This window comes from Halomonas sp. 7T (assembly GCF_025643255.1).
Classification (GTDB): domain Bacteria; phylum Pseudomonadota; class Gammaproteobacteria; order Pseudomonadales; family Halomonadaceae; genus Vreelandella.
The window spans coordinates 728,132-747,417 of sequence record NZ_CP087112.1 but is presented as its reverse complement, the minus strand read 5'-3'; the positions used below and the strand labels follow the sequence as shown (position 1 = coordinate 747,417).

The 19,286-nt window shown below is 57.1% G+C and carries 22 protein-coding genes; 5 read left to right on the top strand and 17 right to left on the bottom strand.

The window, feature by feature from the left end:
• Positions 1 to 36: 36 nt before the first annotated feature.
• The 7 genes from LOS15_RS03425 to nrdR all read right to left on the bottom strand — a co-directional run bounded on the left by LOS15_RS03425 (position 37) and on the right by nrdR (position 5,451).
• On the bottom strand, positions 37 to 510 hold the full coding sequence (locus LOS15_RS03425; protein WP_263068122.1) for a phosphatidylglycerophosphatase A: 474 nt from the start codon (positions 508 to 510) through the stop codon (positions 37 to 39).
• Positions 507 to 1,484: a thiamine-phosphate kinase gene (gene thiL, locus LOS15_RS03420; RefSeq protein ID WP_263068121.1), complete on the bottom strand. Its 978-nt coding sequence runs from the start codon at positions 1,482 to 1,484 to the stop codon at positions 507 to 509. The genes LOS15_RS03425 and thiL overlap by 4 nt, the downstream gene beginning before the upstream one ends.
• Positions 1,485 to 1,518: 34 nt before the next feature.
• On the bottom strand, positions 1,519 to 2,022 hold the full coding sequence (gene nusB / locus LOS15_RS03415) for a transcription antitermination factor NusB (RefSeq protein ID WP_263068120.1): 504 nt from the start codon (positions 2,020 to 2,022) through the stop codon (positions 1,519 to 1,521).
• Positions 2,019 to 2,507 carry a 6,7-dimethyl-8-ribityllumazine synthase gene (ribE, locus tag LOS15_RS03410; RefSeq protein WP_009098693.1) on the bottom strand — a complete coding sequence of 163 codons (489 nt, stop codon included), beginning with the start codon at positions 2,505 to 2,507 and terminating at the stop codon, positions 2,019 to 2,021. The genes nusB and ribE overlap by 4 nt, the downstream gene beginning before the upstream one ends.
• A gap of 4 nt (positions 2,508 to 2,511) precedes the next feature.
• Complete coding sequence (gene ribBA, locus LOS15_RS03405) at positions 2,512 to 3,678, bottom strand: bifunctional 3,4-dihydroxy-2-butanone-4-phosphate synthase/GTP cyclohydrolase II (RefSeq protein ID WP_263068119.1); 1,167 nt, start codon at positions 3,676 to 3,678, stop codon at positions 2,512 to 2,514.
• A 73-nt stretch (positions 3,679 to 3,751) separates the two neighbouring features.
• Positions 3,752 to 4,951, bottom strand: coding sequence for a bifunctional diaminohydroxyphosphoribosylaminopyrimidine deaminase/5-amino-6-(5-phosphoribosylamino)uracil reductase RibD (ribD, locus tag LOS15_RS03400; protein WP_263068118.1), 1,200 nt, complete (start codon positions 4,949 to 4,951; stop codon positions 3,752 to 3,754).
• A complete protein-coding gene (gene nrdR, locus LOS15_RS03395) occupies positions 4,951 to 5,451 on the bottom strand; it encodes a transcriptional regulator NrdR (RefSeq protein ID WP_263068117.1) in 501 nt (166 codons plus the stop codon). Before nrdR ends, ribD begins: the two co-directional genes overlap by 1 nt.
• A 169-nt stretch (positions 5,452 to 5,620) precedes the next feature.
• On the opposite strand from nrdR, the gene LOS15_RS03390 reads away from it, so the two are divergent.
• The 5 genes from LOS15_RS03390 to hdhA all read left to right on the top strand — a co-directional run bounded on the left by LOS15_RS03390 (position 5,621) and on the right by hdhA (position 10,572).
• The gene (locus tag LOS15_RS03390; RefSeq protein ID WP_263068116.1) at positions 5,621 to 7,402 is read left to right on the top strand and encodes a sugar phosphorylase; all 1,782 of its coding nucleotides are present in this window, start codon (positions 5,621 to 5,623) and stop codon (positions 7,400 to 7,402) included.
• A gap of 105 nt (positions 7,403 to 7,507) precedes the next feature.
• Entirely contained in the window at positions 7,508 to 8,323 is an 816-nt protein-coding gene (locus LOS15_RS03385; protein ID WP_263068115.1) for a TlpA family protein disulfide reductase, read from the top strand.
• Between the two features lie 46 nt (positions 8,324 to 8,369).
• Complete coding sequence (gene dsbG, locus LOS15_RS03380) at positions 8,370 to 9,164, top strand: thiol:disulfide interchange protein DsbG (protein WP_263068113.1); 795 nt, start codon at positions 8,370 to 8,372, stop codon at positions 9,162 to 9,164.
• Between the two features lie 66 nt (positions 9,165 to 9,230).
• The gene (locus LOS15_RS03375) at positions 9,231 to 9,677 is read left to right on the top strand and encodes an META domain-containing protein (protein WP_263068111.1); all 447 of its coding nucleotides are present in this window, start codon (positions 9,231 to 9,233) and stop codon (positions 9,675 to 9,677) included.
• A gap of 127 nt (positions 9,678 to 9,804) precedes the next feature.
• Positions 9,805 to 10,572: a 7-alpha-hydroxysteroid dehydrogenase gene (gene hdhA, locus LOS15_RS03370; protein WP_263068110.1), complete on the top strand. Its 768-nt coding sequence runs from the start codon at positions 9,805 to 9,807 to the stop codon at positions 10,570 to 10,572.
• A gap of 96 nt (positions 10,573 to 10,668) precedes the next feature.
• On the opposite strand, the gene LOS15_RS03365 is transcribed toward hdhA, so the two are convergent.
• The 10 genes from LOS15_RS03365 to LOS15_RS03320 all read right to left on the bottom strand — a co-directional run bounded on the left by LOS15_RS03365 (position 10,669) and on the right by LOS15_RS03320 (position 19,116).
• Complete coding sequence (locus LOS15_RS03365; protein WP_263068108.1) at positions 10,669 to 11,724, bottom strand: c-type cytochrome; 1,056 nt, start codon at positions 11,722 to 11,724, stop codon at positions 10,669 to 10,671.
• Positions 11,721 to 12,401 carry a c-type cytochrome gene (locus LOS15_RS03360; protein ID WP_263068106.1) on the bottom strand — a complete coding sequence of 227 codons (681 nt, stop codon included), beginning with the start codon at positions 12,399 to 12,401 and terminating at the stop codon, positions 11,721 to 11,723. Before LOS15_RS03360 ends, LOS15_RS03365 begins: the two co-directional genes overlap by 4 nt.
• A 110-nt stretch (positions 12,402 to 12,511) precedes the next feature.
• Positions 12,512 to 13,828, bottom strand: coding sequence for an ATP-binding protein (locus tag LOS15_RS03355; RefSeq protein WP_263068104.1), 1,317 nt, complete (start codon positions 13,826 to 13,828; stop codon positions 12,512 to 12,514).
• Positions 13,825 to 14,526, bottom strand: coding sequence for a response regulator (locus LOS15_RS03350; RefSeq protein WP_263068102.1), 702 nt, complete (start codon positions 14,524 to 14,526; stop codon positions 13,825 to 13,827). Before LOS15_RS03350 ends, LOS15_RS03355 begins: the two co-directional genes overlap by 4 nt.
• Positions 14,527 to 14,691: 165 nt before the next feature.
• Entirely contained in the window at positions 14,692 to 15,120 is a 429-nt protein-coding gene (locus tag LOS15_RS03345; protein WP_263068101.1) for a DUF6691 family protein, read from the bottom strand.
• Positions 15,117 to 15,578: a YeeE/YedE family protein gene (locus LOS15_RS03340; protein WP_263068100.1), complete on the bottom strand. Its 462-nt coding sequence runs from the start codon at positions 15,576 to 15,578 to the stop codon at positions 15,117 to 15,119. The genes LOS15_RS03345 and LOS15_RS03340 overlap by 4 nt, the downstream gene beginning before the upstream one ends.
• A gap of 63 nt (positions 15,579 to 15,641) precedes the next feature.
• Positions 15,642 to 15,833, bottom strand: coding sequence for a DUF2892 domain-containing protein (locus LOS15_RS03335; protein ID WP_263068098.1), 192 nt, complete (start codon positions 15,831 to 15,833; stop codon positions 15,642 to 15,644).
• A 30-nt stretch (positions 15,834 to 15,863) separates the two neighbouring features.
• Entirely contained in the window at positions 15,864 to 16,730 is an 867-nt protein-coding gene (locus LOS15_RS03330) for an MBL fold metallo-hydrolase (protein ID WP_263068097.1), read from the bottom strand.
• Positions 16,731 to 16,931: 201 nt separating this feature from the next.
• Positions 16,932 to 18,152, bottom strand: coding sequence for a glycosyl transferase (locus tag LOS15_RS03325; protein WP_263068096.1), 1,221 nt, complete (start codon positions 18,150 to 18,152; stop codon positions 16,932 to 16,934).
• A 19-nt stretch (positions 18,153 to 18,171) separates the two neighbouring features.
• The gene (locus LOS15_RS03320) at positions 18,172 to 19,116 is read right to left on the bottom strand and encodes an HAD-IIB family hydrolase (protein WP_263068095.1); all 945 of its coding nucleotides are present in this window, start codon (positions 19,114 to 19,116) and stop codon (positions 18,172 to 18,174) included.
• Positions 19,117 to 19,286 lie beyond the last annotated feature (170 nt).

Genomic DNA, 19,286 nt, shown 5'->3' with positions numbered 1-19,286 from the left:
AGCCACAACGTGCAGCCTAAATAAACATAACCAGATTCAATGCAGCCAGAACCACAGATGCATGGTACTCCAAGCGTAAATCCCTGCCATCACGTCATCGATCATAATGCCAAAACCACCGGCTACCCGTCGGTCTGCCCAGCGGATAGGCCAGGGCTTAAAGACATCAAAAATGCGGAATACAATAAAGCCCCACAGTGCGGCTTCCCAGGAAAAGGGCACCGCCGCCATGGTAATCCAGTAGCCTACAAACTCATCCCAGACAATGCCTGAGTGGTCATGGACGCCTAGGTCTTGCGACGTTTTCTCACAGAGCCAAACGCCTACGATAAACGCGGCCAGCACTATGCTTGAATACCATACCAACGGCAGCTCGGCCATCATCCAGTAAAAAGGAATAGCCGCCAACGTACCAAAGGTACCAGGCGCCCAAGGCACGGTGCCACTACCCAGGCCAAAAGCAAAAAAATGGGTGGGCCTTCGCCAAACACTGGCGGGCGCGCGGTTCATCGCTCACCCCCGCTAAAGTGCTGCCAGCCGGCATAGTCGGTCGCAGCGATACCGCTCACTCCCAGCGCCTCACAACACTGCCCTATCACGGTAAGGGGCAAACCAAGGTGAGCAAGGCTTGCCTGGGCACGCGCCACATCGCCAGGCGCGAGCGTTACCAACAGCTCGTAGTCGTCGCCACCTGAAAGGGCTGCTTGACGAGCCGCATCAAGCCCGCACTGCTCGACCAGCCCTTCCGCTAACGGAATCGCCTCCACATCCAGTACTACACCTACCTGTGAAGCAGTACGCAAGTGGGCAAGGTCTGCCAGCAGACCATCGGAGATATCCATGGCTGCCGTGGCGATGCCCCGAAGCGCAGTGCCCGCTGCAAGCCGGGGTTCAGGCAACAGGTAGCGCCGGAGCAAGGGGTGCGATACGTCACGCCCCCCCTGTTGCCAATGGCTCAAACCGCCCGCACCACCGCCTAATGCACCGGTTACCGCAACCACGTCACCGGGCTTAGCACCGGCTCGGGTCATCGCTTCACCGGCGGGCACCTCGCCCATCACGGTAACGCCGATGGTCAGCGCTCCAGAGGTAACATCACCGCCCACCAGCGCAGTGGCGTGCTGCTGGCAGAGGTTGTGAAACCCTTTTGCATAGTCCGCTAGCCACTGCTCGGCGGCGGCATGTTCTGTAAATGCCCGCTGATCCAACGTTAACGCCATTAAACACCAGCGCGAGGTCGCGCCCATGGCAGCCAAGTCGCTTAACGCCACGGCAAGGGCGCGATGCCCTACCGCATACGCGGGAGCATCGCAGGGAAAGTGGACATCGATAACGGACGTATCGACGCTAACCGCTAACTGGTGCCCAGCCTTGGGCACCAGTAGCGTGGCATCGTCGCCATTTCCTAGGGCAACGCCATCTGTCGCTTGCGCCTCCTGCGGCAACATGAAATAGCGTCGAATCAGTTCAAATTCGGCAAGCACAAAGGCCCCTTAAACGCTGGATCAGGCCGCCCGCTTATAAACGGCGGGCGCTGACTTCGGCACTACGTAAGCGGTTCGCCAGCTTATCGAGAATGCCATTCACGTACTTATGACCATCAGTAGCGCCAAATGATTTAGCCAGCTCAACGCCCTCATTAATGACGACGCGGTACGGCACTTCCATTCGGCGGGAAAGCTCGTAAGCGCCTAAACGCAGAATCGCCAACTCTACCGAATCGAGATCCTCTAAACGGCGATCCAACAGCGGAGAAATTTCACGATCAAGCTCCGCCTTGAAGCGCACCGTATTGTGCAGCAGCTCATGGAAAAGCGCTTTATCGGCAATTTCCATCACTTTGACCCAGTTTTCGTGATCTTCCAGGTCATCGTCAGCCACTTGGCTACGAAACTCAGCTTCAATCGTGGTGATGGATTTACCGGTCATCTGCCACTGGTAAAGCCCCTGCACCGCCAACTCACGCGCAGCGTGGCGCCCTTGCTGCGCAGCAGAGGGCTTACGCTCACGACGTTCGCTCATTGGTTATCTCCTAAGGGCAGTGCGCGCAGCAGCGAGACCATTTCCATCGCGGCCATGGCCGCTTCAGTACCTTTATTACCGGCTTTGGTACCCGCACGCTCAATGGCCTGCTCAATAGACTCAACGGTCAATACACCGTTGGCTACCGGCGTATCAAACTCAAGCTGGAGGTGATTCATCGCGGTGTTACAGCCACCCGCCACGTATTCAAAATGGGGCGTACCGCCGCGAATGACCGCACCTAATGCAATGACGGCATCAGGTTGCATGACCTTAAGCACGCGCTTTACCGCCAGCGGCAATTCCCATGCGCCGGGCACGTGAACGATATGGATATTCTCAGCATCAACACCGTGGCGAGTTAAGCTATCAACCGCACCCTCCACCAGGCTGTCCACCACGTGGTGGTTAAACCGCCCAACCACGATGACATAACGGCCATCAACATCTACAAAGGTGCCTTCAACTTGCGAAAGGGATTGCATCAATTTATTCCTGCTGAAAAGTTGGCTCATACGCCGTGTCATTAGGCCCCAGGCGCTCGACAACTTCGAGATCAAACCCGGAGAGGGCCGAGAATTTCCACGGGGAGCTAAGTAGCCGCATTTTACCTACGCCCAAGTGGCGCAGAATTTGCGAGCCGGTACCAATCGTTAAATAGTTGCCAGAACCATCCGAGTCGCTGGTGCGCGGTTGACGCACGCGATCTAGGAAAATATCCAGCTGATCTTTCAAATCCTGATGTGGCCGACCATCGTCAATCAGTACAAACACCCCGGCAGATGCCTGGGCAATTTCACTAATCGCACGCTGGGCATCCCAGCGGCCCTGCTCATTTTTCAGTAAGCCAAGCACATCCCGCAGCGTATCGGCTAAATGCACGCGCACGGTGGTCGCTTGCTCGGGAGTGGGCTGCCCTTTTACCAGGGCCAGATGGTGCGCGCCTTGAATGCGGTCGCGGAATACATGCAGTGCTAGCTTGCCGTGGGCCGTATTAACGGTTGAGGATTCAAGCAGGTCAATGGTTTGCTCATTGACGATACGGTAATGAATTAAATCAGCAATCGTGCCAATTTTAATACCGTGCTGCTTGGCAAACACCTCTAACTCCGGGCGGCGCGCCATGCTGCCATCATCATTCATGATCTCGCAGATCACCCCACTGGGATCACAACCCGCCAACGCGGCCAGGTCACACGCCGCTTCCGTGTGGCCTGCACGGCGCAACACCCCACCCGGCTCCGCCATGAGGGGGAAAATATGCCCTGGCTGCACAATATCGGTCGGCTTAGCGTGAGGCGCCACCGCCGCTTGCACGGTGCGGGCACGGTCGGCCGCTGAGATACCGGTGGTCACTCCCTCTGTTGCCTCGATAGAGAGCGTAAACTTAGTCCCAAAGCCGGAACCGTTGTCGCGCACCATCAGCGGCAAATTCAGCTGCTCACAGCGCTCGCGGGTCATGGGCATGCAGATCAGGCCACACGCATAACGCGCCATGAAGTTGATATGCTCGGCCTGAACTTTTTCGGCCGCCATGATGATATCACCTTCGTTTTCGCGATCCTCATCATCCATGAGAATCACCATTTTGCCCTGGCGAATATCTTCCACCAGCTCAGCGATAGGGGATAGCCCCTCAGAAGAGACGTGCGCCATGGAATCTCCAAAATAAAGTGGTCGCATTGCATGCGATTTCGCGCGTCAGGGTACCTTGGTATCCCTTCTTGCGCTAGTCAGCCTCGGGTTTGGCAGCGTCAGACGGCGCCGCTAGGGGTTCGGCAATAATGTGCCAGTCACGCCCCACGGCGCGCATCTCTTTGATGGTCAGCCGTTTCTGGTCTGCCATGCGCGTTAACCCCGGCAGAGCAAATAGCGGCCGGGCCTCTCCCCCCAGTAACGTAGGGGCAACAAACAGCTGCAGTTCATCAACCAAGTTAGCGTCTAACAGCGCGCCCGCCAGCGTGGCGCCGGTTTCCACCAGCAGCTCGTTAACCTGCTCATTATCCGCCAGCCAGCCCAGCATGTCAGCTAGCACGATTCGCCCCGCTTGATCGGCAGGAAATACGACGATTTCAGCCCCCGCTGCAGCTAACTTATGGCGCTTCTCTTCACTGTGCTGCTCGGTGGTGATAATCAGTGTACGTCCCGGCTCGCGTAAACAGGCAGCGGCCAGCGGCAAGCGCAGCCGGGAGTCTAAAATAACCCGCAGCGGCTGGCGTTTAACCACCTCCTCGGCATTCGCCAGCGCCAGCTGGTCGGCCCGCAAGGTCAGCCGTGAATCGTCCATAATTAACGACTCAACGCCGCTTAAAATAGCGCTGGAGCGCGCCCGCAACCGCTGCACTTGGCTGCGCGCTTCGGGGCCGGTAATCCACTGGGATTCACCTGACCCCATCGCCGTGCGCCCATCCAGGCTCATCGCCATTTTGAGCCGCACAAAGGGGCGCTTATGCTGCATACGGGAAATGAAACCAGGGTTGAGCGCGCGGGCATCGGCCTCTAGCAGACCTACCTCCACCGTGACACCGGCAGCTTCAAGCTGTTGAATACCTTGCCCGCTTACCTGAGGATTGGGGTCGACCATCGAGACCACCACACGAGCAATCTTGGCCTCTGCCAAAGCCACCGCGCAAGGCCCTGTGCGGCCCGTGTGGGAGCAAGGCTCAAGGGTGACATAAGCGGTTGCCCCACGGGCTAAATCGCCCGCTGCTTGGAGGGCGTGTATTTCCGCATGGGGGCCGCCTGCGCTGATATGGAAGCCCTCACCGACCACTTGCCCTTCATCACTGCCATCATAACGAACGATAACGCAGCCAACGCGGGGGTTGGGGTCGGTGGTATAGAGCCCTTGTTTGGCCAACTGAAGCGCCCGCGCCATGTACTGATGGTCCTGCAGGGAAAACGCAACGTAGCGAGACCCAGCACCCATTACTGTTTACCGCCGTTTGAGGGCGACACTAACGCGCGTGCTTGGTCAGGCTCCTGCGACAGCCGGTCTATTTCAGCACGAAACTCGTCCAAGTCTTGAAACTTACGGTACACCGAGGCAAACCGAATATAGGCCACTTGATCGAGGTTGCTTAATGCCTGCATAACCGCCTCACCAATCTCGCGGGCGTTAACTTCACGGTCTCCTCGCGCGCGAAGCGATTGGCGAATACGCTCAACCGCCGCCTCGATGGCTTCCGCGCTCACGGGACGCTTTTCCAGCGCACGCAGCATGCCTGCCCGTAATTTGGCTTCGTTAAAGCTCTCCCGGGAGCCGTCGGACTTCACCACCCGCGGCATAATCAGCTCGGCGGTTTCATACGTCGTAAAGCGTTCATGGCAGCTGGCACACTGGCGACGCCGACGCACCTGGTCACCCTCTGCTACCAGCCGAGAATCAGACACTCGAGTATCATTAGCACCACAAAAAGGGCAATGCATGGCAGTCAACCTATTATTTATTACGGGCGTATTTATTACGTGCGTCAGTTCGTGCAGCTAACAGCACAAAAAAGCAGATTCTTCATTCAACGCGGCATTAACCTAGCATTGTAACGATTTGGCACACAAGCTGCAGCGTTTGTCGTAAGTTGTTTAGGAGAACGCCCGCATGCCCACTTTCGACCAAACCGTACACGCCTATTTAACGCACCTTTACGGCCCTCGGGCCGGTGAAGTTCAGCGTCGCCTAGCCCAGCACCTGGCACACTTTCGCCTGCAGCTGCCGACAGCCCCAGCGTCTTTTGCTGACGCCGCTGAACCACCTGAGGCCACTGATGCACCAATGTGGAGCGAGAAAGACCAGTGGGTGATCAGTTACGGCGACTCCATTGTGGCAGACGATGCGCCTCCCCTTGCCGTCCTCGATGCGTTCCTCCAGCGCTATCTGGGTGAGCGCATCAGCGGCGTGCACGTCTTACCCTTCTTTCCCTGGAGCAGCGACGACGGTTTCTCGGTGATTCACTATCGGGAAGTAGACCCCTCGCTGGGGGACTGGGCACATATCCGCGAACTCGCCAGCCACTATGACCTGATGGCGGATTTGGTGCTTAACCATGTGTCACGAGAATCACTCTGGTTTGTGGACTACCTTGCCGGCAGCTTGCCAGGACGCGACTACTTTATAGAGGTAGCCCCCGAAACCGATGTTTCTCAAGTCACGCGCCCGCGCAGCAGCCCTCTCTTAGTGCCCGTGGCAACGCGACGAGGCACCCGTCACCTGTGGGCAACGTTTTCCGAAGACCAGATCGACCTGAACTTTGAAAACCCCGATGTACTGCTCGAATTTGTGGGCATTTTGCTGTTTTATCTCCAGCAAGGCATACGCATCATTCGTTTAGACGCCGTCGCATTTTTATGGAAACGCCTAGGCACCGCCTGCATCCATTTACCGGAAACCCATACGGTGGTGCGCCTTTTACGAGCCATCGTCGATGAGATGGCACCCGGGACTCTGCTGATTACCGAAACCAACGTGCCCCACGCGGAAAACATCAGCTACTTTGGCCTGGAACGCCTACCCGCAGGCAAACCCGATGAAGCGCACATGGTGTATCAGTTCGCCCTACCGCCGCTGCTGCTACACACCCTCACCCGTGGAGAAGCCTCCACTCTGCAATGCTGGCTTGCTAATCTGCCGGTGCTACCTGAACAGTGTACGTATTTAAACTTTACCGCCAGCCATGATGGTATTGGCGTACGTCCGCTTGAAGGGCTGCTGCCCGACCACGAGCGCGACGCTCTGCTGGAGTTAATGCACCGTTTTGGCGGCTTCGTTAGCATGCGCAGCAACCCCGACGGTAGTGACACGCCTTATGAAATTAACATTACCTGGTTTGAGGCCATGCGCGGCACGCGGCGTGGGCCAGACCCTTGGCAAATAGCCCGCTTTATCTGCAGCCAAGCGATTATGCTGAGCCTACAGGGAATTCCCGCGCTTTATCTGCATACGCTGACCGCTACGCTCAATGACCTAGAAGGGGTTGAACGCAGCGGGCGGCTACGCTCGATTAACCGGCGGCGCTGGAAACGTGATGAGCTAACGCTGCTGCTTGACACCCCCTCTACCCCCACCCATGACGTGTTTCATGCGCTTAGCCGCTTGCTTGAACTGCGTCGCAGTGAACCCTGTTTCCACCCCCACGCTGCCCAACGCGTACTGCCAAGCCCACCTGACCTATTGGCGATTGAGCGCGGCCCGCTCAGCGATGGCCGTCGCCTGCTGACAATCTTTAACGTGACCGACGCCCCGGTTGCACTGCATAGCGCTGGAGACGCCGTCAATCACACTCTGCGCCTGCATGATTGGCAACCGCTCACACCTCAAAACGGCGGGCAAGAGGAACCAACGCTGCCGCCTTATGCGGTGTACTGGCTGGTAGCGACGGGTTAACGCGAGCATTGCGGCATATCGCCTCAGGGCAGAAAAACATAATCGCCAAGTAATCGCGCAATGACACACTGTGGCCAAGATCATTAATAGGGGTTTTAGTTAATTATGCTGCAGCAAAGCATTGCGATCGGCCCGATGGGCTTTAGTCTTCACCAGCTCATCATCGGGTTAGCGTTTTTGCTCGCACTGCTCGCCGGCGCGCTGATCGGTCAACGCCACCGGGTAAGTGTGAGCGATACCCTTTTCACCGTGCTGTTTGTCGCGATCATCGCTGCGCGCTTGGTGTTTGTGGCGCGCTACTGGGGCGAGTATGAAGGCGTGCTTGACCGCCTGGACATTCGCGACGGCGGCTTCGATATCGTCGGTGGTTTAGTGGCCGCGCTGGGCTATGCCGCCTGGGCGCTATGGCGTTCCCCTCGCCAGCGAATCCCGCTGAGCGGAGCATTGCTGGTGGGCGGCCTCACCTGGGGCCTAATCGCGGGAGGCTCTCTTCTGATTGAGCAACAGTCCCGCCCCTTACCCGATGTGGCGTTGACCACGCGGGACGGAGCGCCCACCACGCTAGCGCAACTAGCAGAGCAACAGCAGCAGCCCATGGTGGTGAACCTTTGGGCCAGCTGGTGCCCGCCCTGTATTCGTGAAATGCCGGTGTTTGAAGACGCCCAGCAGGCGGAGCAGGACATTACGTTTGTTTTCGTCAATCAAGGGGAAAGCGCTCAGCAAATAGAAGCGTTTATGAACCAACACGCGTTTTCGCTGGAAAACGTTTGGCAAGACCCCAACAATGCCCTGGGCCAAGCCACCGGTGCCCATGCCATGCCTACCACGCTCTATTACAATGCCGAAGGCCAGCTGGTAAACACTCACTTCGGTGAGCTTTCCCGCGCCACCCTAACGCAAGGGTTAGAGCGTTTAAGGTAACGGTTTTCAATGCCGCTGATGCTAAATATTCATTAAGGATACGGTTATGCAACGTTTTACGCTTTCTAGCCTAGCGCTTCCCACCCTAGGCCGCATGGTCATGTTAGCTGGCATTGGTGCTGCCCCGCTAAGCTATGCAGAAGCGCTTCCCGCGCCGGTTCAGGCGCTGCGCGACCAAGGGCTTTCCATCCACGGCCAGTTCGAGGCACCCGGCGGTTTAAGGGGCTATGGTGCTAGCGTGCAGGGTCAGGATATGGCTATTTACTTAACCCCCGATGGCGAGCACGCCATTGTGGGTACGTTAATGGATAGTGAAGGGAACGACCTTACCGAAGCCCAGCTCGACGAGCACGTCCGCGTTCCTTTAGAAGCAGAAACATGGCAACTGCTGGAAGAGAGCCACTGGATACAGGATGGCGACAGCGCAGCACCGCGCATTATTTACACCTTCACTGACGCCAACTGCCCCTACTGCCACCAGCTGTGGGAGCAATCCCGCCCCTGGATAGACGCTGGCAAAGTGCAGCTGCGCCATATTATGGTCGGCATTTTAGCCCCTGACAGCCCAGCCCTCGCCGCCACAATGCTCGGCGCAGATAACCCCAGCGCCGCGCTGAGTGCCCATAGCGAAGGGGAGCGCGTTAGTGCCAGCGCCCAATCACGGGAGATTGAAGAGCAGGTCTATTCCAATAATCAGCTGTTTGAAGCGTTAGGCCTATACGCCACGCCAACCAGCGCGTTTCAGCGCGAAACAGAGAGCGGCAGCATCCGTATTGATCGTGTTCAAGGCCTGCCTAGTGAAGAACGCCTGATTGAGATGATGGGCAGCGAAGCCCCTTGAGGTTCGGGGAACCTTTAGCCACGGCGGGGTCTTATTAGGCTTCTTGTAAACAATGGAGTGTTTTTAATGAAACTGACGCATAAGCTTTCTCTTGCAGCCCTGCTGCTAGGTACCGTGGCGCTGACGGGCTGCGCGACGCAGGATGCGACAGTCAACGATGAGCCGCTAGAGAATACTTACTGGAAGCTATTATCAGTGGGGGAGCACGCAGCGGTGACCACCGACCAGGCAAGTGAAGCGCATCTGGTGCTACACACTGAGGAGTCTCGCCTGGCAGGCTCTACCGGCTGTAACCGCCTGATGGGGCAGTACGAACGTGATGATGACCGATTAAGCTTCGGCCAACTCGCCACCACCCGAATGGCCTGCCCCAGCGAAGCGATGATGCAGGAGCAACACGTTCTTGAGGCGCTCAACGAGACTGCCCGCTGGCAGATAGAAGGCAAAACGTTGACACTTATCGACACAGAGAACGCGGCGCGTGCTCGTTTCGAGGCGGTGCATCTGTACTGAGTCCCGACTGAGCGCCTCTCATAAGCCTCGCCTACCCAGCCCCCTGTATTTAACTGCGTTAACGTGGCACACACACTGGCATCACGTGCGCAGTTTTACTGCTAGCATCATGGATAAGGAGCGTTACATGTATGATCCCCAACAGTTTACGCTAACCGGCCACGTTGCCCTGGTCACGGGTGCTGGCGCCGGCATCGGCCGCGCCATTGCTGAAACGTTCGCCGGGGCTGGCGCAGCCGTCGTGGTCAGCGACCTGGATGCCGCATCGGCCAACCTCGTAGCAGAAGGTATCTCGGCGGATGGCGGCAAGGCAACGAGCATAGCGTGCGATGTCACCCGCGAAGAGGATCTTGCCGCCGTGGTGGCCAAAACAGTCGACACCTTCGGCAAACTGACGCTGCTGGTCAGCAATGCCGGCGGTGGCGGCCCCAAGCCCTTCGATATGCCCATGAAGGACTTTCGCCGTGCCTATGACCTTAACGTGTTCTCCCTCTTCCGTCTGGCGCAGCTGGCCGCTCCCGAAATGGAAAAAGCGGGCGGCGGCGCGATTTTGGCCATTACCTCGATGTCAGCGGAAAACAAGAACAAGCGCATGGCCGCCTATGGCTCCTCCAAGGCCGCCACCAGCCACTTGGTGCGTAACATCGCCTTCGACCTTGGACCGCAGAATATCCGGGTTAACGGCATCGCCCCAGGCGCCACGCGCACCGAAGCATTAAAGTCGGTGCTAACGGACGAAATTGAGCAGCGCATGCTAACCCATACACCGCTGCAGCGGCTGGGTGAGCCCCAAGATATGGCCAATGCAGCGCTATTTCTCTGCTCACCGGCCGCCAGCTGGATTAGCGGCCAGATCCTGACCGTCTCTGGGGGCGGCGTGCAGGAGTTAGACTAGCCCAAACGTCGCTGCAAAAAAGGGAGGCGACCCGTGGGCCGCCTCGCTTAATTATCTCTCTTCTCTTGTCGTCTATCTTCGCTTGATAACGTTAATTTACTCGTCGGCAAGCTGCTCAAAACGCGGCTCGCCCACGTTCCAAGGAATCACGTCGCCTTTCTCGCCGGTGTTGGCATGATCGCCAAGCACATGCCCGTCGTGCTCACGCGTCTGCCCGTACAACGAACGACGGTGGAACGTCGGCCCAAAGCGCTCTAGCGTGTCGGCCACATCGCCGGTGTAGCGCGGGTCTTGGGGCCGCTCTTGGCTGCTCATGTAGTACGCAATGTCCCATGCTTCTTGGGGGTCGAGCGACCGGGGCTGCCCAAGCGGCATATTGTTGTAAATAAAGCCTGCGGCGGTGTCCACCCGCACGATACCCGCTCCCCAGTTGTTCGACCCATCGCCCCACGGAGCAGGAAAGACGTACTCACCGTTTTCATAGTGCCCCGAGCCATCCTCCTGGTGGCAAATTGAGCACTGCTCCTGATAGGCCGCTTCGCCTCGCGCATAGTCGGGTGCTTGAGCGGGTTCCTCAGGCGCAGGAAAGCCGCGCCCGTAGATAGGCTGGCTAGGGTACATCGGCGCCCCGGTGGCCAGCCACTGGTGGTAAGCGCTCAGCGCGAGCACCTCATCGCTACCGTACTCCGGCGGTGTGCCGTTCATAGAGTACGCAAAGCAGCCGGCAATACGCTCTTCTAGATTATTAACGTGCTGATTTTTACCACGGAAATCCGGCAACGTGACCGCCGCTGGCCAAACCGGCGCGCTAAATGGCTGACGTCCCTCACCCAAGTGGCAGCTAGAGCAGTTCATGTCGTTATACACATTCTCCCCGCGCAGCTGCTGGGTATCGGTGAAAAGCTCATAACCGTAACGAATGACTTTTTTAAGCTCGGGATGAATATCCGCCGCGTCGAGGTCCGCCATGGTGGGTGGAACATGGACAAGCTCACCTTCCTGGGGGGCCGGAAAGCCTAGTTCAACCAACCCTTGGTAAGCCGCTTCATCTTCCTGGGTGGCATCGCTATCGGCAAAGGCGTTGATCACCAACCCCGTGGCTAATGAGCCTCCAACGAGCGCTAACACGAGACGCTTTTTATAGAACATCATTGCGCTGCCTCCCCGGTTGAATTGACCGTTTGTTCACTCACCGTTTGCGTCGCATACCATGCGGATACGGCCTGAATATCGTCATCACTCATGCGCTTGGCAATCGCGCCCATCAAGTTCTGCGGGTCGTTGCTACGCTCGTCGTTTTTCCATGCCAGCAGTTGAGCGCTGATGTACCCCGCATGCTGGCTGGCAATGCCCGGAAAATCACTTCCAGCGCCTTGCCCACCTGGGCCATGGCAGCTTTTACAAGACACGATATAGTCATCCCAGTCGCCACGCTCAGCCAGTTGCTGCCCGCGGGCTAGAGTCGCCTCGCTGGCATCTTGGCCTCCTTGGGCAGGCGTGACCGGCATTTGGCTGTAGTAAGCCGCCACATCGGCAATTTGCTCGTCACTGAGCATATTGGCAAACGGCATCATCGAGGCGTTTTGTCGGTGCCCCGCTTTAAAATCATGTAGCTGCTTGGCGATATAGCCCGCGTCTAACCCCGCCAAACGCGGCCAGGACTCCCCACCGGGAATATTCATACCCGCACCGTTTGCCTGATGGCACGCGGTACAGGTTGCTGCAGCTGCTTGGCCACGCTCTGCATCCCCCTCCTGGGCAAACGTTGCGCTGGCCGCTAGGCAAGCACTGATTAGCAAACTCGCCTTGCTCCACTGTTTTTTATTCATAACTCCCCCGATTGCTTGGTCGTTACTGCTCTTTCATTAACGCTTTTTCATTACTACGTTTTCATTAACACGCTTTTAGTAACGCGCTCGTTTTACGTTTTTTGCTGTTTTTAGGTGTTTGACGTCACCGTTGGCACCGTTAAGTGCGCGCTAAAACCACCTGCTTTCATATTTTCGAATGTCACACTGCCGCCAAAGCGCTCAGCGATGGCCTCCACAATGGCAAGTCCTAAGCCACTTCCCTGCTGCTTGCTGGCTCGCCAAAACCGCTGGGTAAGCTGCTTTAAGGTGGCCTCATCCACCCCTGGCCCCTGGTCACAAACACTAAACGTCACGTGGCCATCACCACCGTTCACGGCTAAAGTCACCGGCGCTCCATGGGGGCCATGATGCAGCGCGTTATCCAGCAGGTTACGTAGCGCCGTGACGGCAAGCTCTCGGGGCATTGCCAGGCATACAGGAGGGAGTGCCTCCGGCGGCTGGCACTGTCCTGGTGCGGCTATGCAGTCGGCTATTGCGTATTCCACAATCTCAGCCACCTGGCTCGGCTCGCCATCATCAAAGCGCATGCGCCCTTCCACGCGGGCCAGCGTCAGCAGCTGATCTAGCGTATGTGCTAGTCGCACTACGCCTGCTTCAGCGTGGCGCAACGACTCTTCAGCCGCACTTTTTTCAGCGCGGCGAGCAATTTGAAGGTGGGTTTTAATAGCGGTTAACGGGGTACGCAGCTCATGGGCGGCGTCATTGGTGAAGCGCTGCTCGCGCACCAGGGTGTACTGCACACGGGTGAGTAGCCCATTAAGCGTATCAATAAGGGGTTTGATCTCTTTGGGTACACCATAAGTCGAAACCGGCGCCAGCGCCTCAGGGTGACGACTAGCCAGCGCCGCTCGCAGGCGCGCTAACGGCAGCAGCCCCCGCCACACCCCCACCCAGAGCGCAATAAAACTGCCTATCGAGGCAACGATAAAGGGCACCACCGCCACGCGGATAACATCACTGAGCAGCTTATCGCGCTCATCCATACGGTCGGCGGTGGTGATGACTAAATCGCCACGCTCGTAGGTAAACACCCGCCAGGTGGTATCCCCCTCTTCGCGGTAGGTGTGCCCCCTAGCGCCGGGCGAAAGTACCGCTTCAAGGTCGGCATGTGTGCGAGCAATGATGTTGCCTTGTGGCGAGTGAACCTGGCAGGCCAAGCCTTCAATCGGTGGAATCGAAAGGGCCGCTGTTGCACTCTGCGCCCACACCTCCTCAGGCAGCTGAAGCACTAACCCCGCAACCATACGCGCCGATTGAGCCAAGCGCTGATCGAGGGTTTCGACAAACTTTTCCTCTAGATCATTCAGTAGCCAAGCCGCCGCTACGCCCCATAGCACCACCAGCGTTAAGCCGAGGGTCAGCAATAAGCGGGCACGTAAACTCATTGCTGCCCCTTATGAGGTGTGCCGGGTAGATGCACCGCTTCAGGTTTACCAAGCCGATACCCCAAGCCACGCACGGTTTCAATCACACCGCTGCCGAGCTTGCGGCGAAGGTGATGGATATGCACGTTTAGCGCATTGCTCTCTACGTCATCGTTTAAACCGTACAGGCTATCTTTTAACTGGTCTGCCGACAGCACGCTGCGTGGCGAGTGCAAAAACGCTTCCAGCAGCACCAGCTCACGTCGGGAAAGCGCCACTTTCTGCCCGGCAACGCTCACCTCGCGCGAGGCCGGGTCGAGGGTTAACGCCCCATGAACGGTCAATCCTTTGCTGCGCCCTGAGACACGGCGCAGCAACGCGTGCAAGCGCGCCACTAACTCATCAAGATCAAACGGCTTTACCAGATAGTCATCAGCGCCGCATTGAAGCCCATCCACCCGGTCACGCACGGCATCCCGGGCGGTTAATATCAATACCGGTGTCGTGACGCCCTGCTCCCGCCATGTTCGTAACAGCTGCAACCCGTCACCGTCGGGCAGCCCGCGATCCAGGATGACCACATCGCTCTCGACTGACTGCATGGCTTGGCGCGCGGCCTTCATCGAAGAGACGTGATCGACGACAAAATCGTACATCATCAAGCCTGAGCGAATACCCGAGGCCACCAGCGGGTCATCTTCAATGAGTAGGACATGCATAGCGGTTTCCTTCTACAGTGGGGCCAGCATGGCAAACGCGCATTAACCCAGCGTTAAGCGCCGAGCCACATGCATGACCCGTATCAATAAAAACACCCCTACTGTGAAAGTAAGGGTGAAAACGTCATCCAGCGGGCAATAGAGTGAAGCGTGTTATACGCTAGGCTAAATTCGCTTCGCTATTATCCACCCCACCACCATGGTGACTAACATGGCGAGCAGCGGTAACGATAAGCCCCCAACCGAAGCAATCGCCGGGCCAGGGCAGTAGCCAGAAAGCCCCCAACCAATCCCAAAGAGCGCCGCACCGCCCAGCAGCTTGGCGTCTAAATCCTGCTTACTGGGCAGCTGGAAGGCGTTACTAAACAGCGGAGTGCCACGGGCATACACCAGCCGATAGCCGATAAAGGTGGTCACCACCGCGCCGCCTAACACAAACATCAACGTGGGGTCCCAGGCGCCGGCAACATCTAGAAACCCTAATACCCGCGCGGGGTCTGTCATGCCCGATATGGCTAACCCTAGCCCAAACAGCAGCCCTGCCAGATAACCCGCCGCCGTTTTAGCCGCATTCGCGCTAATAGCCCGGCTCATACACCACCTCCTAAAACGTGGCGCACGATATAAACGGTCGCAATGGCCGTCACAAGAAATAGCCCCGTCGCGGCGATGGAGCGCGGCGCCAAGCGCGCTAAGCCGCAAACACCGTGCCCGCTTGTACAGCCGCTACCAATGCCGGTGCCTAGCCCGACTAACAGCCCGGTCATCAGCATGAGCGGCACACCGCCTGCTGGCTCGCCAATCACCGCGCCGGGGGCACTTGCCACATTGCCAAGCCCGCCGCCAAAAGCCATCACCACTAGCGGGCCACTCACCAAACCCACTAAAAACGCCAGCCGCCAGGCGCTGTCGCCTTTCGGCGGCTGAGTAATTAACGTGCCAATGATGCCGCTAATGCCCGCAATGCGACCAAGCGACCCCATCAACCATACGGCAGAGAGGCCAATTAATACGCCCCCGACCAACCCTTGCAGACTCGCTGTCCAGTCCACGGCGAACTCCCAAAAGTGCATGTAACGCTGTTGATTTAATGTGCCGCAAGGCTAAACACCGTATTAGCGCTTGGTTTTACACGTTGAGATGCCCAGCAGCGGATAAAGCGGGCAAAAATTAAACAGGCCGGTTGCCAGCGGCACAACGCCAATCCAGCCCCAGGCGCCTACCGTACCGGTCAGCGCCAGCCCAATCAGTACGGCACCCACCACAATGCGCGCCACTTTATCGATACCGCCTACGTTAGATTTCATGAATAGCTCCTTTCCTTCAGATAAAAACGCTTAAAAACGATTAATGGGGACTTTTAAATACACCTGACCGTTATCTTCTGCAGGCGGCATTTCACCGGCCCGCATATTGACCTGCACCGACGGTATAATGAGTTTCGGCATACCCAGCGTGGCATCACGTTCGGAGCGCATTTTGACGAAGGCGTCTTCGCTAATGCCTTCATGAACATGCACGTTAGCGGCGCGCTGCTCTGCCACGCTGGTTTCGTGCTGGTAGGTATCGCGTCCTGGCGCTTTATAGTCGTGGCACAAAAACAGCCGTGTTTGCTCCGGCAAGGCCAGCACTTTTTGAATCGACCGGTAAAGGGTGCGGGCATCGCCACCCGGGAAGTCACACCGCGCAGTGCCGTAATCGGGCATAAACAGCGTATCGCCCACAAACGCCGCATCGCCTATGACATACGTTAAACAAGCAGGCGTGTGCCCCGGTGTGTGGAGTACCTGGCCTTGCAAGCCGCCGATGGTAAAGGTATCCCCTTCATTAAACAGCGCATCGAACTGGCTGCCATCCCGAGCGAACTCCGTACCCGCATTAAACGCTTTGCCAAAGATCTCCTGAACCTCAACGATATGCGCGCCAATACCGGTTTTACCGCCTAACTGCTGATGCAAATAGGGTGCTGCAGAAAGGTGATCAGCATGTACGTGGGTTTCCAGAATCCATGCAACCGTCAAGCCGTTATCGCGGATAAAGCCAATGATCTCATTGGCTGAACGTACGTCCGTCTGCCCAGCGGCATAATCAAAATCCAGCACGGAGTCGACAATCGCACAGGCAGTGCTATCAGGGTCTTGCACCACGTAGCTAAACGTATTGGTGGGCTCATCAAAAAAGGGGGTGACAATTGGGCGTTGCATACAGGGCCTCCCGTCGGTGGTTTTTGATGCTGCTATACACCTACTATAGACCATATATGGTTATATGTTTATACCTTTATGGTATTTAAGATCGCTTTATTAACGCCTCTATTAAGTTCGCGCGTAGCTGGCATCGCGTGAAGCACTAGAGAAATGAACAAAAAAAACCCTGCCATAAGCAGGGTTACAACATCGTTGCCGCTACACCTTGCCTTGGTTATCCAGCTCCACTGCTTCGTGCATGCGCGTTAGCAAATCGGGTACTGCAGCTTGAACACGGTTCCAACTGGGTATAAACGGCCGCTCCCGTGGGTTTTCTAGAAACAGGTTACCTGCTTCTAACAGGTTGCTGGCAAACAGCTCAACCGCCTGCTCTTCACAGTGCCGGTCCAGGCTCAACCCGTTCATGGTGGCATCGTGATCATAGGCTTCGATAAGGTCTAAGGCATAGCGGTAATAGGTGGCTTTGAGCGTGCGGAAATCCTCGCTGCTAAAGCTCACTCCGTGGGTGGCAAGCTTGCGATACAGCGCCTTGGCGATATCCAAGCTCATGCGGTTAAGGCCGCCATTAGGGTCGTCTTCGCTCACCGGCTGGTGTTTATGGTCATAGGCATCGGCGATATCGACCTGGCACAGCTGCCTTGGCGCATAATTGCGCTGTAACTCGGAAAGCACGCCAATTTCTAGGCCCCAGTCTGCCGGTATGCGTATGCCCTCCAGTACTTCACTGCGCATCGCGAATTCGCCAGACAGCGGGTAACGAAAACTATCCAAGTAATCGAGATAAGGCAGCGGCCCGCACACTGTCTTCAGGGCACGTATGAGTGGCGTCACCATCAGTCTTGAGACTCGCCCGTTTAGCTTCCCCTCGGCAATGCGCGGGTAATAACCTTTACAAAAACTATAGTTGAACCGTGGATGTGCAACGGGATACATAAGGCGTGCCAACAGGCTGCGGTCGTAGGTGAGAATATCGCAGTCATGCAACCCCACCACCGATGAGCGCCCTGAGGATAGAATATAGCCTGCGCAATACCAGACATTACGCCCCTTGCCCGGCTCCAACGCGCCTAACCCATGGCTCTCCAGCTCGGCATCTAGCGCCCTTAACCGTGGGCCATCGTTCCACAAAATGCGGGTATGTTGAGGCAGGCGTGCAAAAAACTCCCGGGCATATAAAAACTGGTCGCGGTCGGCGCGATCTAAGCCAATCACCACTTCGTTGAGATAGGGCACGTTAACTAATTCATCGACAATAGCAGAAAGCGCTGGCCCCTCTAACTCTGAAAACAACGAGGGCAAGATCAACCCCATGGGGCGCCGCTTGGCAAACTGGCTCAGCTCCTGTTCCAACACCTCTACCGGGCGGCGCGTTAGGTTATGAAAATCGGTAATCACGCCATTTTGATGAAAGTCACTCATTCGCTGATCCTTTTTTGCATTAGGCTGTAGCAGACGGTAGACGGGGTGCCGCCGCTAATTGGCGGTTATCTCGCCCCCACCAGTGGGCCACCCCCTCGGCCCAGCCGGTTGGCCCGGTTGCCTCGGTGCGGTATAAGGCATCACTTTGCGGCGATACCTCTAAGCCATGGCACCCTCTAATCACCACGGCCTGATCCACCGCCTCTAGCATGGTGATATCGTTCGGGCCATCGCCCAGCCCCAGCGCAATCGGCGCGCTACCCCTAAGCGCGCTGAAGCGTTTAATTAACCACGCCACGGCACTGCCTTTATCGGAGGCGCGCCCCATCACATGCCAAAAACGCCCCCCTTGGGTCAGCTCAAGGCCATCGCCCGCTAGCGCACGACGAAACGCCTCAATCGCTTTCTCATCATCCTGCCAAATCAGCGGCTCACTCCCCTCCCGCCGCTGAGCCGCCCTGGCCCGCGCCTCGTCCAGCCCGGTTAGCTGCATGATTTGCTGAGTATTCAGCTCACTCATACGGGTGAATCGAAGGCCAAGTCGTTCTCGCCATATTTTTAGCCGAGCGCCAATAAACCCCACATCTACCCCCGTGTGTTTAACGACCACCCCATCGCAGGCACTGCCTGGTCGGTCTAAACGGGCATGGCACCAGCCAGGCGGCAAACCAATCACGGCGCCATTTTCAGCAACAAACGGGGTTGCCGTTAGGCCAAGTAATTCACGAAGGGGGATCAGTTCAGCGCGGGTTTTGCTGGACACAGGTATCACCGGCACGCCTAGCTGTTTAAGGCGTGCTAGCCAAGGGGCCGCAGGGGAAAAGTCGTAGGTATGGTGATCCAGCAGTGAGCCATCAAGGTCTGTTACTACCAGGCGCGGCGGCAGTACTGGGTCTGTAGCACACGGGGCTACGTGTTGCGGCAATGCCACCGGTGTTGAAGGAGCGTTGGCCTGTTTAGACATAACATCACCTTTTGCTATCGTAAAAGCGTTCAGTACATCAGCGCTAACGCGTCGATAAACAAATAAAGCAGGTTATATGCCAAACAAATACAAGCGTTCAAAAACAGGTAGATAGGAATAAAAAAGAGGCTAAATATGCGGGCGCACCAATAAAAGGCATCTAGCTAGCA